The organism is Shewanella sp. MM_2022_3 (assembly GCF_022557375.1).
GTDB lineage: Bacteria > Pseudomonadota > Gammaproteobacteria > Enterobacterales > Shewanellaceae > Shewanella > Shewanella xiamenensis.
Genome location: NZ_JAKZGV010000068.1, coordinates 1 through 17742 on the forward strand (window position 1 = coordinate 1; position 17742 = coordinate 17742).

The 17742-nt window shown below is 45.8% G+C and carries 11 protein-coding genes and 1 riboswitch; of the genes, 6 read left to right on the forward strand and 5 right to left on the reverse strand.

Features of this window, described 5'->3' with window-relative positions:
• Nucleotides 1–1023 precede the first annotated feature (1023 nt).
• Complete coding sequence (locus tag MMG82_RS20015) at nt 1024–2604, reverse strand: Na+/H+ antiporter NhaC family protein (RefSeq protein ID WP_144346713.1); 1581 nt, start codon at nt 2602–2604, stop codon at nt 1024–1026.
• An 83-nt stretch (nt 2605–2687) separates the two neighbouring features.
• Nucleotides 2688–2859, reverse strand: a riboswitch (Lysine riboswitch).
• 140 nt (nt 2860–2999) lie between these two features.
• Nucleotides 3000–3962: a dienelactone hydrolase family protein gene (locus tag MMG82_RS20020; protein ID WP_241407327.1), complete on the reverse strand. Its 963-nt coding sequence runs from the start codon at nt 3960–3962 to the stop codon at nt 3000–3002.
• A gap of 282 nt (nt 3963–4244) precedes the next feature.
• Here MMG82_RS20020 and MMG82_RS20025 point away from each other — a divergent pair, with 282 nt between their 5' ends.
• The 4 genes from MMG82_RS20025 (at nt 4245) to MMG82_RS20040 (ending at nt 12000) form a co-directional block, all read left to right on the forward strand.
• Nucleotides 4245–6518 carry a hypothetical protein gene (locus MMG82_RS20025; protein ID WP_241407328.1) on the forward strand — a complete coding sequence of 758 codons (2274 nt, stop codon included), beginning with the start codon at nt 4245–4247 and terminating at the stop codon, nt 6516–6518.
• A 9-nt stretch (nt 6519–6527) separates the two neighbouring features.
• On the forward strand, nt 6528–8261 hold the full coding sequence (locus tag MMG82_RS20030) for a hypothetical protein (RefSeq protein ID WP_241407329.1): 1734 nt from the start codon (nt 6528–6530) through the stop codon (nt 8259–8261).
• 116 nt (nt 8262–8377) lie between these two features.
• Complete coding sequence (locus tag MMG82_RS20035; RefSeq protein WP_241407330.1) at nt 8378–10690, forward strand: hypothetical protein; 2313 nt, start codon at nt 8378–8380, stop codon at nt 10688–10690.
• Nucleotides 10691–10902: 212 nt separating this feature from the next.
• Nucleotides 10903–12000, forward strand: a complete 1098-nt coding sequence (locus MMG82_RS20040) for a calcium:proton antiporter (RefSeq protein ID WP_144374778.1) — start codon at nt 10903–10905, stop codon at nt 11998–12000.
• A gap of 62 nt (nt 12001–12062) precedes the next feature.
• Here the strand turns inward: MMG82_RS20040 and MMG82_RS20045 are convergent, their stop codons facing one another.
• The 3 genes from MMG82_RS20045 to MMG82_RS20055 all read right to left on the reverse strand — a co-directional run bounded on the left by MMG82_RS20045 (nt 12063) and on the right by MMG82_RS20055 (nt 16013).
• Nucleotides 12063–13619 (reverse strand): rhomboid family intramembrane serine protease, encoded by a 1557-nt coding sequence (locus tag MMG82_RS20045; protein WP_241407331.1) that lies wholly within the window; start codon nt 13617–13619, stop codon nt 12063–12065.
• Nucleotides 13620–13829: 210 nt separating this feature from the next.
• Entirely contained in the window at nt 13830–14795 is a 966-nt protein-coding gene (pbpG, locus tag MMG82_RS20050; RefSeq protein WP_037414829.1) for a D-alanyl-D-alanine endopeptidase, read from the reverse strand.
• A 291-nt stretch (nt 14796–15086) separates the two neighbouring features.
• Nucleotides 15087–16013 (reverse strand): LysR family transcriptional regulator, encoded by a 927-nt coding sequence (locus tag MMG82_RS20055; RefSeq protein WP_241407332.1) that lies wholly within the window; start codon nt 16011–16013, stop codon nt 15087–15089.
• A 170-nt stretch (nt 16014–16183) separates the two neighbouring features.
• On the opposite strand from MMG82_RS20055, the gene MMG82_RS20060 reads away from it, so the two are divergent.
• Nucleotides 16184–16687, forward strand: coding sequence for a lactoylglutathione lyase family protein (locus MMG82_RS20060; RefSeq protein WP_241407333.1), 504 nt, complete (start codon nt 16184–16186; stop codon nt 16685–16687).
• Between the two features lie 446 nt (nt 16688–17133).
• The gene (locus tag MMG82_RS20065) at nt 17134–17574 is read left to right on the forward strand and encodes a DUF2846 domain-containing protein (RefSeq protein WP_172587458.1); all 441 of its coding nucleotides are present in this window, start codon (nt 17134–17136) and stop codon (nt 17572–17574) included.
• The last annotated feature ends 168 nt before the right edge of the window (nt 17575–17742 follow it).

The following is a 17742-nucleotide window of genomic DNA, read 5'->3' on the forward strand; positions in this document are numbered from 1 at the left end:
AGCCTCAGAGAAAGCCACCTTTAAGGATGATTTAGGCAGGTTATTTTCATACGTCTTATCAATTGAATAAGGGCTTTCAACCGCTATAGCTGATACTGAAAAAAAAGATAAAATCACTAATATACTTCTATACATACAGACACCTCACCCAACATCAGTATAATTATTAGTTAATCAACATACTCACGTAAAAATCATCAATTCCAACGGATAAAATCAAAAAGATCGGACAGGCACTTTTTATGCTTTAACAATCGACCAATAACACCTGAGCCGAAGGAATACACCATCCCCTCGGAGTTGCCGCAGGGCATTTGCGTTCGTTGCGTGAGCGAGGCATGGATGCCGAGATAGCGCCAGTCGAATCAGGGACGAGCGTCTGACGCGATAGCATAAGAACGCTTAATGCCCAAGGGGCTTTCAACTCCGTTAGGGGGCGGCAAGGGAGATCCAAGAGGGAATTGCTGTTGATCCCCTCTTGGTCGGGTGTGGGTTGAAGACCCACGACCTTGATTCACCTCGGCCGAAAGGCCGCTAAATAACCAGTTCACTACTTTGTGAACCGACAAAAATCTTTCCATGGCTACCGCACTTGGCTAACACCCATTAGCCAAGGGATTACACTGCTGTAATGCTTTTATAGAATCTAGAATCTAGCATCTAGCATCTAGCATCTAGCATCTAGCATCTAGCATCTAGCATCTAGCATCTAGCATCTAGCATCTAGCATCTAGCATCTAGCATCTAGCATCTAGAGACTTATCGCATATTGTTCAGGAGGTGTTCTCGCGAAATAAAGATACATCTTCCTGATGCAAGTGAACTGAATCGAGGTCACGATTAAGTTTCATCCTTGTTAAAAACCTAAGATAACGTTCTGTTTAACATCTGTCTACCACTTTCACATTACAAATTAGATAGTTAAGTGATGACTTAAGTTTATTTGAATGGATGCAGGCTTACTCAAGCCCACAAAAAACCAAGGGGCCCGTGGGCCCCTGGTTGATAGCGTGTAAAAGTGCCTTATGCCGTAGCTAACAAAGGCTGATTTTTCGTTTTACGCAGATGATAAGCAGTGAAGAGCACAAACCACAGGGCGCTTACGGCGAATCCAGCTAAGGTTGAATGCATAATCCCCATGGCCAAATAGCCTAAGGTGGCGCCAAAGGCGATGGCTAAGGCATAGGGTAGCTGGGTCATCACATGGTCAATATGGTGGCAACCTGCCCCCGTGGCCGACAAAATACTGGTGCTGGAAATCGGCGAGCTATGATCGCCAAACACTGAGCCCGCAAGCACTGCGGCAAGCATTGGCAGCATTAACGCGATATCGCTGGCAGCGGCCATGTCGCCGGCCAGTGGCAACATAATACCAAAGGTGCCCCAACTGGTTCCGGTGGCAAATGCCATGGCGCAGGACAACACAAACACCACCGCAGGCAACACTTCCATTGGTAAGTTACCGTTGGCGAGGGAGGCCAGATATTTGCCTGTCTCAACATCGCGAACAACCGCACCAATCGCCCAGGCAAACAGCAAAATATTAATGGCGGGTAACATGGCCATCACGCCTTGCGGGGCGGCTTTAAGCCAGTTTTTAGCGCCCAATTTTAACCGCAGCGCAAGCAGAATTGACACCGCCAAGCTGCACAGCGCGCCATACACTAGCGAGGAGCCCACATTGGTGTTTTCAAAGGAGCCAAGTACGCTAAATGGCAGCCCTTTTTCATCCAATACTGCCGCACCAGAGGAAATCATAAAATACACGGTCGCGCCGGTGAGGGTTAGGATCGGCAATACCATATCGATCATGCCACCGTTACTTTCTTCAGGGCTTTCCATATCTAAGCCGATTGGACGAGGCTTAGACGGATCCCAAAGCTTCCCCTCCAGCGCCCATGCTTCATGTTTACGCATCGGGCCGATATCCATTTGAAAGATAATCACCACCAGCACCATCAACAGGGTAAACACGGCATACAGATTCATCGGGATCATCTCAACAAAGGCTGAGATTGGACTTTGCTCGCTAATGCCGTGGGCGGCCATAATGCCACCGATAAGCGCGATAATATAAGCGCCCCAAGAAGAGATGGGCATCAATACGCACACGGGCGCAGCGGTAGAATCTAAAAGATAAGCCAGTTTAGCGCGGGAGATTTGAAAGCGATCAGTCACCGGACGGCAAATGGCGCCAACCGACAAACTATGAAAAAAGTCGTCAATAAAAAACGCAAACACCATCACGCCAGTTAAGCCTTTCGCGCCGCGACGGGTCTTAGCGCGCTTAGCTGCCCACTCGGCAAAGGCGCGGGTGGCGCCAGAAACCGTCATCAGACTAATGAGTCCGCCAAGCAACAACATAAACAGCAACATATTGATATTGTCGCGATTAAGTGCGCCATCGACCCAAAAAATCTTCAGCACGGTATTGAACATATAGTGCAATGAATCAAGGGGAGAAAACTGATTGAGCAACAAACTGCCGGCCACAATCCCTACGCCAAGGGATAACAGTACGCGACGTGTGATGATCGCCAAGGCGACGGCTAACAAAGGGGGAAGTACTGACCAACCTGAGTCAGCAAAATGACTAATGTCCATGATCTCTTTTCACCAAAAAACGGGTGGAGATCTACCGAGAGGATAAAGAAACAAAACCTATAGGGAGGTATTACTCCTCAGCCCCTTCAGGTAGCGCTCCATAGTGGATGACTATGGCAGTCTTGCACCTATTTGATGCAAAACCAGCAGCTCGGTTTGATGACCTGGCTACTTCGGCGCTGACTCCTTTCCTTGTACATCTGCGGCATCACCCTCCGCACAAGTAGTCATAGGCAGCGCGCCTCTACTTAAAGGTATTCGAGCGGGCATTCTAGCGAGATGGGAACTGATAGCAAGTATTTTGATCCCACTCGCGTATAAAACAATGAATCACCTACAAGTTGGTAACACAAGAAACATCCACCTTTCAAGCGTTGCAATAGCGCCAAATGGACTTATACGAGTAAATGTTTACCAAAAAAATCTAAGGTTCTTGTCCATGCGAGCTCAGCCGTTTGCTCATCATAACGGGCGGTGGAATCGTTATGGAAACCGTGATTCACATTCGGATAAAGGTAGGCAATATACTCGGCTTTATTGGCCTTTAATTGGGTTTCATACTCGGCCCATGTATCGTTAATCCGTTGATCTAATGCGGCAAATTGCAACATCAACGGGCCTTTCACGCGGCTACGCAGCTCAGTTGCTGCGGGTGTGCCATAAAAAGGCACGCCTGCCGCAAGCTCATCGGGAATGGTGGCGGCGAGCATATTGACGATATAACCACCAAAGCAGAAACCGACGGCACCGAGTTTGCCATTACTCTGCGGGTGCGCCCTTAAAAAATGCGCGGCGGCGATAAAGTCCTGCTCGATTTTAGCTCTATCAAGGCTCGCTTGCATGGCGCGGCCCGCATCATCATTACCAGGATATCCACCAAGGCTGTAAAGCGCATCGGGGGCAAAGACGATATAACCCTTGGCCGCTAAGCGGCGGGCCACATCTTCGATATAGGGATTTAAGCCTCGGTTCTCGTGCACCACCAATACCACAGGGGCTTTTTTACTGAGATCTAAGGTCTTAGGATCGCCCGCCTTTTGGCCTGGGATCAGCAACGCGTTTGGCAAGACTAAATAACCGCGACCTTCACCATAACCATCGGGGGATGGAAATTTCACATAACTGGCTTGAATGCTGGGATCGTTAAAGGAGACTTGCTCGGCTAAGGCGTAATTAGGCATTAGTGCGCCCGTCAGCGTGGTCATGGTAAAACCCAGTGCCACTAGGCCCGCAAGGCGAGCCATAAACTCACGGCGGTCGATAATGCCGTGGGCATATTCGTCATACCAGTCAAAGGCTTCCTGAGGAATGACAGGGAAAGGTGGTGTGGTTAGTTCTGGCTTATGATCTGGGCTCATCGTTCTTTCTCCATTTAACAAGCTAACCACTGGTTTATATTCCCTAGCTTGTGAGTTATCTAGCGGCCTTACCAAGAGTAAAGGATGAGAGCTTATCAGGGCAATTAGCTTTGTGCCGCCTATTTAATAATTCTCCACTCATCAATAGCCAATTTATGGTTGATCATGCGCCCAAATTGGCGTGAGCTTTTTATTCCCTAGGGGCATTTTTGTGTATAATGTCGCCAAACAACATACTAATATCATTACATTTCAATAACATAAGTTACTAATGGAGTTCAAATGGCTATAGGGATATGCAGGGTACTTTGTACCACTGTCACGCTCACGCTTGGGTTAACGGCTTGCGATAATCAGGTTTCTGATAAGTCAGCAAGTATTCCCGCTTCGCGCGAGTATCAGATTATTTCTACTTCACACCTCAACGATGGTTTCGAAACTCGTAAAGTGTTGCAGGCACGATTGCTGCTGGATTACCAGTTACAAGATACAGAAGGTAAGGCGGCCAGCTTAACCACACCACTAACCCATAATGCCCGCTTTTTTATCCAACCTAACCTGCTGCAAATTAGCGATTATGGCATGCCGATCCCGGTAAGTAATATCGACCCAAAAGCCAAATCTAATGAAATCGCTCAGTTGGTTAAAGATGGCTTTAATGTGGAATTTAACAATGGTGAAGTCCGTCAATTAACCCCCATTGCCAAGATGGATCAAAAAGATATCAAGGAGTTATTTGAGCGCTGGCAAAATCTTAATAACTTGTTTAAACAAGCCCCAACCTTGCCTGTAGCGCTTGAGCCTCGCGTTGGTTACAGCACAAGCGCCCCCATGGATGGGCGCTTAACTTGGACGGTTGAGCAGGTCAGTGAAGATAAATTAATCGCCGTGTTACAAGGTGAAAAAGGCAAGTATAAGGCCTATGGCAAGTTAGAAGTTAACCGTAAAACCGGTTGGTTAGAGAGCATGGCGTTTTTTCAACGGGAAGAACGCCAAGGCAGCACTTTCACCCACCGTACCGTGATGGCGACTAAGGATAGGCCGTATATCATGAGCACGCTATGGCATGCCGATGATAGATTTGATGCTGAGCGCGATAGGGATGATCAACAAAAGGAGCTATACCGCATTAGCGAGGTACCGCAGGAGTATCGCCCCAATAATGAGGCATTTATTAAATCCTTATTACCTGAGCAGCAAGGTATTTTAGATAATGTTGGCCCTTGGGGTACTGATACCCCTGAAGATCTGCAATTGCGCTTTGTCCACAATATGAGCCCGCAATATGTGGAAGCCGATGTACGTTATGAGGACTTAAGCGCCTTTGATGCTAACGGTAAACCGATTGACATTCACTTCTGGCAGCACGGTAGAGGTTGGGCGAGGAATTATAATCCCTCGATTGAATCTGCAACCGATATTATTGCGACGGGGTGGGATAACACTGCGAATAAACTCAAGCAGATAGACCATATTAATGCCAAGCTAACGCTTATCCCACAGACGAATAAGATCGTCGAAAAGTCGTGGGATGAATTGCTGGCAACACCTTACACCTTTGGCGATGCCAGCCTAACAATCCAGGTGCTCGATGCCGAGGCGAAACTGTTTAAAGTCATATCAAAACAGAGTGAGGATCAGAGTATTAACCTGCCTTTCCAGCAGTTTAAAGGCATGATCGCGGAGGCCCGTCGCGAAGGTAATTATCCCTCCTGGTTAACGGCGACCGAAAAGGAACTGCTAGAGCAATTAATTGGGGCCGATGAGCCACATCACCTCACCAGCAACGCACTGTTACTCAAGCTCGATGAGACCCCAAAAACCGTGGTGTTAATCGAGAAACAACCCCAGCCGGAGTTGACTCAAACCAAGACGATTCGCTTTGTACAATTTACCGAGTACAACAAAAATCTGGCAAATCCTCCCACCGAATTTGGTAACGCCAGCCTAGGTAGCTTCACCAATCCGACGCTAGATAGCGCTAAAAATGAGGTCAATACGATCCAAGGGATAAAACTGGTGTCTGACAATGGCCATAATCTATCTATTCCCATGTCAGCGGCTTTGGCGACAGCCTGTAAACCTGAAATAGAACAAGGTTTTAATGAGGGTAAAAATCCCGTCACTTGGCAGTTTGTTCCCAATGCCCTAAGCGGCAGTGCCTATATGTTGATGACTCCGGATCATGTGCGGCAGTTTTTCTACGATAAACAGATCAAGGGTAAGATCCGTTGCCAAGGTGATATCAGTTGGCAGCCTTTAGAACTGGCCGCGACAGACCGCCCTTGGTTAATCGATTTACAATCTTGGCTGACGCAAACGGGATATGGCAATGAGCCGAGTAGCAATCTTAACAATTACTTTAAGGTCGAAGATGCCCAAGGCAATCTGTTAACCATTCGACTCCCCGAAAATACTCAGCTGCCGATTAACGAGGTGCTAGTCGATGGGCGCTATTTGAGTGTTGCAGGCCCAGCCGCCAAGGTGAGTTATATGACGATAGCCAAAGAACCCAGCGATATCCCCTATGAATTCACCTTTAAACCTTTGCCTTAAGGAGCGGTTATGCGTCCATTTACTGTAAAACTGCTCCTAGGAGCACTCGTACTTATCAGTACCCATGCCAATGCGGAAAAGGTGTTACTCGATGCCCATTGGAAGGTTGTCAAAGATGAAAAACAGGCTCAGTACTATCTAAAACAATCGACCGAAGTGATCGACGGCCATTATAAGGCTGAGGTTTATTACAAAAACAAAGATATGCTTTTTTGCGCCAGTGCCCTCGCCGATAACAAGATCGGTAACAAACTCACCAGCGAACAATTTCGCGGTGCATATCAATGTTACTTTGAGGATGGCAAGCCGTACGAGCAAGGCTTTCGTAACGAGCAAGGCCAACTTCATGGCTTGCTTAAAAAATACATTGCCACTGGCCAACTGTATGTTGAATCGCACTATGAAAATGGTGTGAAACAAGGTCTAGAAACGGGTTATTGGAATGGTGGCAATATCCGCTACAAAACCACCTTTAAAGATGGCCAAGAAGTCGGCATCAGCGAACATTTTGGCCCCGAAGGTGAAGTCACCGCCAAGATCTGCAATGACCCAACCTGCGTGAGTCAATATTTTAATCTTGGCAAACTTAATCGTGAAGAGCATCGCGTTGATGGTCTATTGCAAGGAACTGAGACCACTTGGGGCCTAAATGGGCAAGTCATCTCGACCCAAGAGTATGTTAAAGACAAAAGGCACGGTGACTATTTTGAGTATTTTGACAATGGCAACGTCAAACGCCATTACCAATATCAAGCTGATTATAAGGTTGGTGAGCAACTAACTTACTATGAGAATGGTCAGATCCAATTAAAGGAACTGACTAACGATAAAGGTGATGCCCTCCAAGCCATTGAATACGATGAACAAGGGCAAATTAAAAAAACCACCGACAGCAAATACCAAGGTAATCGTTGGGTTTATCGTAAACAGCAGCGCTTTAGTAAAGGCCAACTGATTGAGAGCACAGAAAACGATCTACTCAAAAACTGGTCACTTAGCGAAGACTACGAGCAAGGCGAATTAGTGAATCGTCGCGAGGAACTCGATAAAAAATTGACTGGCTTGTATGTCGAATCCGTCAAGAGCCGAAGTGGCACAGACGTTATCACCCGCGAGCATTTTAACGCAGGCAAGCGTGAAGGCCCCTATGAAATGGTGAAATTCGACCATGAAACGGGTAAGCGTTGGGTGGCTGAACAGGGGCAATATACCAATGACAAGCCCTCGGGCAAATGGAAGAAGCAGCAAGAAGATGCCAGCCTCACCTTTAGCTATGATGACAATGGTGAACTCCATGGCGAGTTTCGTAATGAGACAAGTTCAGGGCAACTGCTTGAATTAATAAACTTTAATCATGGCAACCCCGACGGCTTAGTGCAACGTTATGCCAACAATGGTCAACTGTATGAAAAAGGCGTATACCGCAATGGTCAACAGGATGGCGATTGGATATTTACCGATGGTGAGTACGGCTTCCGCCCAATACCCAATCCTGAAAGACGTTATTGGTATGGTCGCTTCGATCAAGGTAAACAAGTCGGCCATTGGGAACTGCGCTCATCTGAGGATTATGTGCTCCAAATCGCCAATTATGACGATCAGGGCAGGCTTGATGGTAAGCAATACGAGTTTGAGGAGCATGGCTGGATAGAGGTGATTAATCGCTACAATCATGGCCAGTTTTTAAATCAGGAAACACCGCCGCCGGTAGTGACTCCTGACCCTGTTTTCTCAACGTTTTAGCTTAAGCCTAGACGCTGTGCACTGCATTGAGTGCACAGCGCAATAGATAATTAAAATTAGGATTCTTACATAGGCCGCACATACCTTGGCCTTAAGACCCAGAGCAAGGAATCAGCATGTTCTATACGCCATTTCGCTTTATCAGCCTCTCGACTGTCGCAGCCAGCCTAGTCAGTGTCCATGCTCTGGCAGCGCAAAATCTATCTTCCATGATGGTCGAAATCCGCCAGCAGAACGGGATCCCCAGCTATTACAATCTCGCCACTGGCATGCCGTTAAATGGCGATATCGCCATCGTTCGCGATAACCAAGGCTATACCTTAGGGCAATTTTCGCAGGGGATACCGAATGGGAAATGGCAAGTATTTCATACTAATAACAGCAGAATCGTTGAAGGTAATTACCAACAGGGCTACCAAGATGGTACTTGGCGGCTGTTCGACTTAGATGGCACGATAACCGAAGAACAACAATTTGCTAAGGGCGTCCCCGTTGGCGAATGGAAAGAATTTAGCCCCAACGGCCATGTTAACCAAAGCACTGTCTACCAAAATGGCCAAAAATCCCAAGTTAAGCGCTTCTTCCCCAGCGGTAAATTGCAGGCACAAGAAAGTTATCTTGATAACCTTCGCCACGGCAAATGGGAAAGCTTTTATGAAAACGGCACCCTCTCCCAAAGCCAAACCTACGCCAATAACCAACTCACCGGCCCCTATCTTGAACAAAACTCCGAAGGCCAAGTGGTCGTAAGCGGCCGTTTTGATGCTGATGGTCGTCGCCAAGGATTATGGGAAACCTTTTTCGATGACGGCACCAAAGCCAGTGCTAGCCAATTTAATCTTGATAAACTTGAGGGTGAAGAACGCACCTTCTACCCCAGTGGTGAACTGGCGAGCCTGTGCCACTATCAAGCGGGGCTGCGCCACGGTAAGTGCCAGCAATTTAATGAACTGGGCAAACTCCAAGTCGAAGAGCAATACCTCAATGATGTGTTAGAGGGACGCCAGCAGTACTTTAGCCTTGAGGGCGTACTGACCAGCGATTTGAACTACAAGCAGGATATGCTCGCAGGCGTGCAAAAGTACTTTCACCCTAATGGCCAACTTAAAGAACTGCGCACCTACCAGGACTCGCAACTGGCTGATAATGGTCAATATCCGTTGCACGGCCCTTCAGAGCGATATGATGCGGACGGTAATCTTATCGAAAAAAGCAGCTACAACATGGGCTTAAAGGATGGATTATTTGAGCGCTATAACGGCGGTAAACTGCAAACCGCAGAGGTATGGAAGCTAGGTCAACGTGACGGAGAATTTCGCCGTTACCACACCAATGGCCAGCTCCGCAGCTTAGATGTTTATGTCGATGGCAAACTCACCGGCCGCTCTGAATCCTTTTACCAAGATGGCACAGCCAATGAGCGCGGCGAGCGTATCGAGGGCGCTTGGGTCGGTAAATACGAGTCTTTTTATGATAATGGCAAACCGAAAGAACTTGCTCACTATGCCCGCAGCAAAGCGGATAACAGTAATAGTTATCCCCTAGACGGCCACTTTAGTCGCTGGTACTACAATGGCGACCTTAATGAAGAAGGCGAATATAAAGCAGGCTTAAAAGAAGGCCTTTGGGTCCAATATGCTTCTGGCCTTAAGCAAAAAGAACAAACCTTTGTTAACGGCAAACTCAATGGCGATTACGCCGAATATTACCAAGGTCGCCGCCGCGTCACCGGCCAATACGAGGATAATCAAAAAACTGGCCTGTGGATTGATTACCGCTATGAAGCCAAAGATCCAACCTACGGCGCGATCCCCGAGGGCAATATCAGCCAAAAAACCTACTGGAAAGATAATAAACGCCACGGCACTAGCGAGTACTACAGCTTTAAACAAGTGGTTTATCGCTTAGAAACCTATGATAGCAATGATAAAACGGGCACCTATGCCGAATATTATCCCAATAATGGCCAGCTTAAACTTAGCGGCACTATGGATAAAGGCCTGCAAACAGGATTATGGGAAAGCTGGTATGAGGATGGCATTTTAGCCGCCAGCAGCGAATTTTTAGATAATCAGCAGCATGGCAGCAGCAAAGAGTATTACAGCAATGGCCAGCTCAAACTCGAAGCCCAATACACAAAAGGCGAACTCGACGGCGAGCGCAGGGAATACCACCAAAATGGTAACCCTAAACTGAGTGAAACTTGGCTAAAGGGTCAGAAAGAAGGCGAAGCTAGCTATTACCATGTTAATGGCAAACTCGCCGAACAAGGCACTTATCTGAAGGATCGCCGGGAAGGTTTATGGCAACAGTTTTGGCCCAATGGCGAAAAACGCAGTGAAGGCAGTTATCTTGCCGATCGCCAAGCGGGAGATTGGAATCATTACGATCAGCTCGGCAAGTTGATCAATACCGAGCACCATGGCTAAGAAATTGCGTTAGCTTGCATGCAGTTTGCCTAGTTTGTGACTCGCAAAATCGGCTAAGCAAAAGGTATTAATCGATAACTGGGGTTTTGAATAAAAAAGCGATCTCGCTCAAAATTTTATGCCTAACCCCAAATCTAAAAGAATATTCATGCAAAGTGTGCCATAACCAATGTCTATACTAACGGCCTTTTTCCGCTTTGGATCAACTGCCTATGAAGACATTTATCAAAGACGAATTTGCCCTGCTACTCGGAATACTCACGTTAGCATTCTTCAAGACTGGCGGTGATAGTTTGCTCGCCGATGGCACGGCTCTCTCAACCTATATTCCCGTTTCACTTGCCCTACTCGGAGTGGTAACTTGGGCGATTTTCTCCGTGGTGCGTCACTCGGATGCGCTTGCCATCAAGCTCGGTGATCCTTACGGTACTTTGATTTTAACCCTGTCGGTAATTTCACTCGAAGTGGTGATGATTTCTTCGGTGATGTTAACGGGCGAGCCAAATCCAGTGATGGCAAGGGATACCATGTTTGCCGTAGTCATGATTATTACCAATGGCTTAGTTGGTATCACTCTGCTACTTGGTGGCTGGCGCTATCATACCCAGCACTTTAATTTAGATGGGGTGAAATCCTATTTAGTGGCGATTATTCCCCTCGCCCTGCTCTGTTTAGTGCTACCTAACTTTACAGAGGGCGGCACCATTGGCAGCATGTCCAAGCCCATGTCTTGGATGCTCATCATCATCTCGATTTTGCTCTATGGCATCTTTTTGGTGATCCAAACTAAGAGCCATAGCCACTTCTTTGTCGATGCCGACCACGAGGACCACGAAGAGCATCACGGCATACTGCGCAGTAATATCTACCACACTATGCTGTTGATTGGTTATTTGCTGGTGGTGATTCTGCTCGCCAAAACCCTTGCTATGCCCATTAATTACAGCGTGGCCTCTCTCGGGGCGCCGCCAGCACTGGGGGGCTTTATTGTCGCCTGTTTGATCTTATCTCCAGAGGCCGTAGGTGGCTTTAAGGCTGCACTCAATAATCAACTGCAGCGGGCGATGAACCTCTATTTTGGTTCAGTGCTCGCCACCATAGCTCTCACCGTGCCCGCAGTATTGATTGTCGGAAGTGTGATAAATCAAGAGGTACACTTAGGCCTTTCTGCGGCGGATATGGTGCTTTTAGCCACAAGTTTAATGGTCTGCAAAGTCAGTTTTAGCAGCGGTAGAACCAATGCTCTCCATGGTGCGACCCATATAGTGCTGTTTATTGTGTACCTTTTCCTGATGTTTGAGCACGCCTAAATAGCGCTTACATTTAATAGTAAAACCCATTAGCCGAGGATTTACCTCGGCTTTTTATTGGCCTACGGTTGCATCTTATTTGGCCGTAGCAGGCTCCCAAGCAATAATCCACAGCCCAAACCGCCAAGATGCGCGGCATTATCCACGCCGCCAAAGAGCCCCATCACAAGACTTGCAGTAACAAATAGGGTCAGATTCAGGGCGAGTGGCATATTGTCCGCCAAGGGCAATAAGCCCAACCAAATCCACATGATCAACACCCCAAATAATCCCATAATGGCGCCCGAGGCACCGATACTGATCATCGCCTCATACCAGCTAATACTGGCAATGCTCGCCACTAAACCACAACATAAATAGACCCCGAGTAAACGCCATTTACCCAGCAGAGGCTCCAAAAACATCCCCGCAAAAAACAGTCCGTATAAGTTAAAAACCAAATGCATCAGGCCGCCATGTAAAAACACATTGCTGATCAACCGCCAAACTTGTTGATCCAAAACCAACTGGCGAAGGTTTGCGCCCCAATCGAGCAACAGACTGTTTGGAAAGGCGATAAAGTGCTGGCTAGCAAAGGCCATCAACATAAATATCAAGCTATTGATATAAAGCAAGATTGGCGTGATAACAAAACCCTGCCGAGGTTTAAATTCAGCCAAAAAGCCATAAAGCTCTGCCTTAGGTTTTTCTATGCTTAGCTGCGCCACCAAAGCCTGAGATGCCTGTGTCTCGTCCAGTTTTAGCATCAAGCTCATCAGTAACCACACAATGGCAGCAAAGCTTAACCAGGCGATAATCCACGCTAATTTATGGCCATTACGCGCCTCGAAGGGCTTATTCACTGGCATCAAGACAGTTTGATAACCATCGAAATATACTGCGCTTTTTTGAGCAGCGGTCAGTAGCTGAGTGTAGCGGGTCGACGGGCCGATACGGTCAAGATAGACAAAGTCTTCAGGCTTAAAGGCATTAAAATCCTGCTGACTCTGATGAATAAACTCTTGAAATAGCGCTTCTTTCTGCTGCGGTTCGAGTCTATTACTGATCGTTTTCTCATAAACTTTGCCATACCATGCCAAGGCTTTAGCACCGACCAACCAACTCTCGTTACGTTTAGCAAAAATCGGCATCGCAATATACAGGCTCATACGCAGCTCACTATTACCCTTGCCAATCGGCTCAATATTGCGCTGTACGCCGATATGTTTTTTATCGATATAAAACTGATTTAATTGGTAATACTTGGTTTGCGGCTGGTGTAATAGTGCATTGATGGACTCGAGTTGAGTCAACTTGCCCGTTGCGCTATTAAGGTATTCCTGCGCCACGATAGTGGGCACGGCTAGCAACAGCACGGCAATCACAAAATAGATAAAACGGCTATTACTCTTGGTAAAGCGGAATAACTTAAGCCGAGGTCTTAAGTAGAAAAACAGCAAGGGCCAAGGCAATATCAGCGGCAGCCAGAAATTGATAATCGATTCGTCAATGCTCAGCAGTTGGAACTCGATAATCAACAACCAATGGAGCAAGCTGTAGCCTGAGACAAATAGCAGGCAGAGCAGTATAAAGGGCACATAGATCAACTGGAGTTTTTTTAAGACTAACGCCACACGCATATCATCCTTGAGAGAAAAACCTGCCAATAATACGGTGTATCGCCACGCAACGCACCCTCTACGGTGTGATTGATTGACTTTTAGTTAAGCCTATCAATCATCTACAACACAAGTGCTAGAAAAATGACAATAAAAAGGCCAGAACGATTCTGGCCTAAAAACGGTCAACCTATCCTGTGACGGGACATGGATAAGCAGGAAACGCCTGTCTTAGGTCTCGCTGACCTTAGCAAATTGCTGCTGATTGCGCTGCTTCTTATATTGCTTAGCATCCGCGGGGATCGGAGTGACTTTGCCTGTTTCTAACCAAGTACGTAAACGGTTAGCATCGGCCATATGGGTATACTTACCATAGGCATCGAGCACAACAAAGGCCACTTGGCGTTTGGCCATTTCGGTACGCATCACTAAGCAGTGCCCTGCTTCATTGGTAAAGCCCGTTTTCGTGAGGTGGATATTCCAGTTATCTTTATAAACCAAGCGATTGGTATTTCTAAAATCGAGGCTGTACTTTGGTTTGCCAAAGGTTACGGTTTTCTTTTCGGTCGAGCTTAACTGGCCTAACATGGGATAGCCTTCGCTAGCCTTTAGTAACACCACCAAATCCCGCGCGCTCGAGACGTTCTTCTCTGACAATCCAGTAGGCTCTACATAGCGAGTGTTTTTCATCCCTAGGGCTTTCGCCTTAGCATTCATCGCTTTAATAAAAGCTTTATGGCCACCGGGATAATGGTGGGCAAGACTTGCGGCGGCACGGTTTTCAGATGACATTAATGTCAGCAATAACATTTCTTTACGGCTAATTTCACTGCCAATACGCACCCGCGAATATACGCCGCGCATTTCCTTAGTATCATTGATATTGATAGTAAGCTTTTCATCCATAGGTAACTTAGCATCTAGGGTTACCATCGCGGTCATTAGCTTAGTCACGGAGGCAATGGGCCTTACGGCATCGGGATTACTGGAATAGAGAATTTCATTAGTTTTAAGATCAACGACTAATGCACTATTAGCTGCCACCTCCTGCTTAGCAGGGGCTTTTTTAGCAGAAGTTGCTTTAGTGGCGGTGCTTTTTGTAGTGACAGAGGCCGAATCGGCTGAATGCGCTGTCGCGGCAACAGTTAAACTGCTGCATACCAAGATAAAACTACCAAGCAGAGAAGGGATCTTCATGTAGAATTCACTGAGTCGTTAATAAGTCGAATGTGCTACGGCACAGGGTTGAGGCTAAGTATAAGAGGTATATGCCGAAAGGAATAGAACTGAACACGACTTTTATCAGCAATATCAGCACTTTTTAGCCTTAATTCGCAAAATATTTCTATATTTTTTATACACTAAAAAATTCATCGATGAAGCACTTAATACTAATAAAAATTCTAACTGCAATTATCAATACTGAAAACAATGCCATTTTTAGTATGACAAGCCAAACAATCACATTCATCAGGGAATTTTTAGCCGCTATTCGTTGGCTATCAGACGAATCGCTAAGTCAATAAATGCCTCAAAGCGAGAAGGTAAAGGTCGAGTGTTTTTATGCACTAAATACAACGACTCCTGCACTTTTTGCTCAAGTTCTACCGCCCATAGACTCTCCCTAGGTATAAAGGCGTTGACCGTACTCAAAGGAAGCACAGTAAAACCAATGCCTTTAGCGACTGGCAGTAAGATTTGATTGAGCTGATTAACATATCCCCTACGTGGGATCTGCTGGACGATGCCACTCGCGTGTCGCTTACTCCCGCGGGCAATGAGTGTCGCTTCAGCGTCGCCAAAATTGGCCCTGAGGACTTGTTGCAGATAATATTGTCCATCGGGATGATCAATAAAGCCTATTTGTTCAAGGCGTTCCCTATCTAACGGCATACTTCGATACTGACTTGGCAGCACTAAAGCTAACTCCGCATAGCCTATGGCTTGATAACTGAGTTCAGCTTCATCTGTGCGCTTAGTGACTATGCCCACATCGAGCTGGTTATTTAAAATGCCCGACACTATGCGTTGGTTAGGCGCCGCCTCTAGCATCACATTCAATCCGGGATACTGAATTTGTCTCTTTATAAAATGCGGATAGAGCAAACTTGCTATCGCCCCAGAACAGCCAAATCGGCACTCACCCGCATGGGCATTATCCGTTTGTATACGAGCGAGCAGTTCTGTTTCGGCGTGCTGATATTGTCGGGCATGCTGATAAAGCATGGCTCCGGCCTCTGTTAACTCAAACCGCTTCCCCTTTCGAAGTAATAGCGGCACACCGACTTGTTCTTCAAGCTTTTTAATATGTTGGCTAACCCCTGGCTGTGTCATAAACAGTTTATTAGCCGTATGAGTAAAGTGCCCGACCTCAACGAGAGTGACGAACGTGGCTAACCATTGTTGATTAAGCATAAACATTCCCGAATCGACTACCCCCACCAATAATAACCATAAATTATCAAAATAAGAAAAAATGATAATTTTTATTATTCAAGTCAACTTCATACACTAACGCTATACCCAATGAGGCGGTGATGGTTCAACTTCATTGGTACTTATTCCATTCTCAGTAAGGAGTTAACATGAGCAAACCTTATCCACGTACTTTCTCGCATATTGGCATTTCAGTTCCCGATCTCGATGCTGCCGTTAAATTTTACACTGAGGTTCTCGGTTGGTATTTAATCATGCCACCCACTGAAATTATCGAGGATAATTCGGCTATTGGTGAAATGTGTAGTGATGTATTTGGTCCCAATTGGGGATCTTTTAAAATTGCTCATTTATCAACAGGCGACAGAATTGGCGTCGAGCTATTCCAATTTGCCAATCAAGTAAACCCAGAAAACAACTTTGAATATTGGAAAACAGGCGTATTCCATTTTTGTGTTCAAGATCCAAACCTGGAAGAGTTAGCGGAAAAAATTGTCGCTGCTGGAGGAAAGAAACGCATGAAGGCACCAAGATATTATTATCCAGGCGAAAAACCTTACCGCATGATCTATATGGAAGATCCCTTTGGCAATATCCTCGAAATATATAGCCATAGCTATGAACTACATTATGCCTGCGGCGTCTATCAATAAGCCATTACTAAATAAGCTGCCTATATTTTTCGTGTTGGTTTTATCCATAGCGATATTGATATAGGCAACTCAATAACTACGATCAGCTTCAGCGTCTCACGGTTCGGAATATTAGCATCAGGGTAAAACCAATCATCAGCACAGAAGACTTGACATCTTTAAATATTTTTAAGACTTAAGTTGCAAACCTGTAGCCTATTGTTACAACTTCAGTTATATTGCACTTCATCAGGGATAGAATACTTTAGCATGCTGATTAGAAAGCCTTTTTAGACCGAGCTTTAGTCAGCGCTATAGTGTGAATTTGTGTCAGGATGATATTTTATCTATGCTTCTCCCGCGCAACACCACTCCTTGATAACAGAAAATAGTGCGACACCTATCGGTATAAGTTGATACCGAAGGTTTGCAACGTACTTTTGATTAATATTTATAAGGGATTGATGATGTTAAAAAAAATACTTACCCCCATGTTAACTATTTGTCTATTACTTTCAGGTTGTGCTTCAGTGCCGATGGCATCGAAGGAGGAAGATACTAAATTAAAAACCTTCCAAAAACCGGCTGAAAATAAAAGTGGCATCTATATTTACCGTAATAGTTTTGCAGGACAAGCACTGAAGAAAAATATCTACATTAATGGTAATCTAATTGGTGAGTCAGCAAACAAAGTTTATTTTTACAAAGAAGTTGATCCTGGTGAGCAGAAGTTATCGACCGAATCTGAGTTCAGCGAAAATGATTTAACAGTGAAAACAGAAGGGGGTAAAAATTACTTCTTCGAGCAATATATCAAGATGGGTGTTTTTGTTGGTGGCGCAGGCATAAAAGCCGTATCTGATACAGAAGGCATGAAAAACGTACAAGAATGCAAACTTGCCAAATAGTCATTTTAAAAGGATTTAGAATTGAAAAAGTTTAACTTCATTCTGTTGGCCATGAGTCTTATGCTGTCTAACATAGCATTTTCAGAAGGCATACCAGAAAACCTACCCTTTAATATAGAAGTAACACAGCAAGAAAGTGAGCTAATTTCATTTAGAAATTTATCAAAT

Coding starts and splice junctions, on each gene's coding strand:
- MMG82_RS20015 (WP_144346713.1), bottom strand. CDS start 2,604: ATGGACATTAGTCATTTTGCTGACTCAGGTTGGTCAGTACTTCCCCCT.
- MMG82_RS20020 (WP_241407327.1), bottom strand. CDS start 3,962: ATGAGCCCAGATCATAAGCCAGAACTAACCACACCACCTTTCCCTGTC.
- MMG82_RS20025 (WP_241407328.1), top strand. CDS start 4,245: ATGGCTATAGGGATATGCAGGGTACTTTGTACCACTGTCACGCTCACG.
- MMG82_RS20030 (WP_241407329.1), top strand. CDS start 6,528: ATGCGTCCATTTACTGTAAAACTGCTCCTAGGAGCACTCGTACTTATC.
- MMG82_RS20035 (WP_241407330.1), top strand. CDS start 8,378: ATGTTCTATACGCCATTTCGCTTTATCAGCCTCTCGACTGTCGCAGCC.
- MMG82_RS20040 (WP_144374778.1), top strand. CDS start 10,903: ATGAAGACATTTATCAAAGACGAATTTGCCCTGCTACTCGGAATACTC.
- MMG82_RS20045 (WP_241407331.1), bottom strand. CDS start 13,619: ATGCGTGTGGCGTTAGTCTTAAAAAAACTCCAGTTGATCTATGTGCCC.
- pbpG (WP_037414829.1), bottom strand. CDS start 14,795: ATGAAGATCCCTTCTCTGCTTGGTAGTTTTATCTTGGTATGCAGCAGT.
- MMG82_RS20055 (WP_241407332.1), bottom strand. CDS start 16,013: ATGCTTAATCAACAATGGTTAGCCACGTTCGTCACTCTCGTTGAGGTC.
- MMG82_RS20060 (WP_241407333.1), top strand. CDS start 16,184: ATGAGCAAACCTTATCCACGTACTTTCTCGCATATTGGCATTTCAGTT.
- MMG82_RS20065 (WP_172587458.1), top strand. CDS start 17,134: ATGTTAAAAAAAATACTTACCCCCATGTTAACTATTTGTCTATTACTT.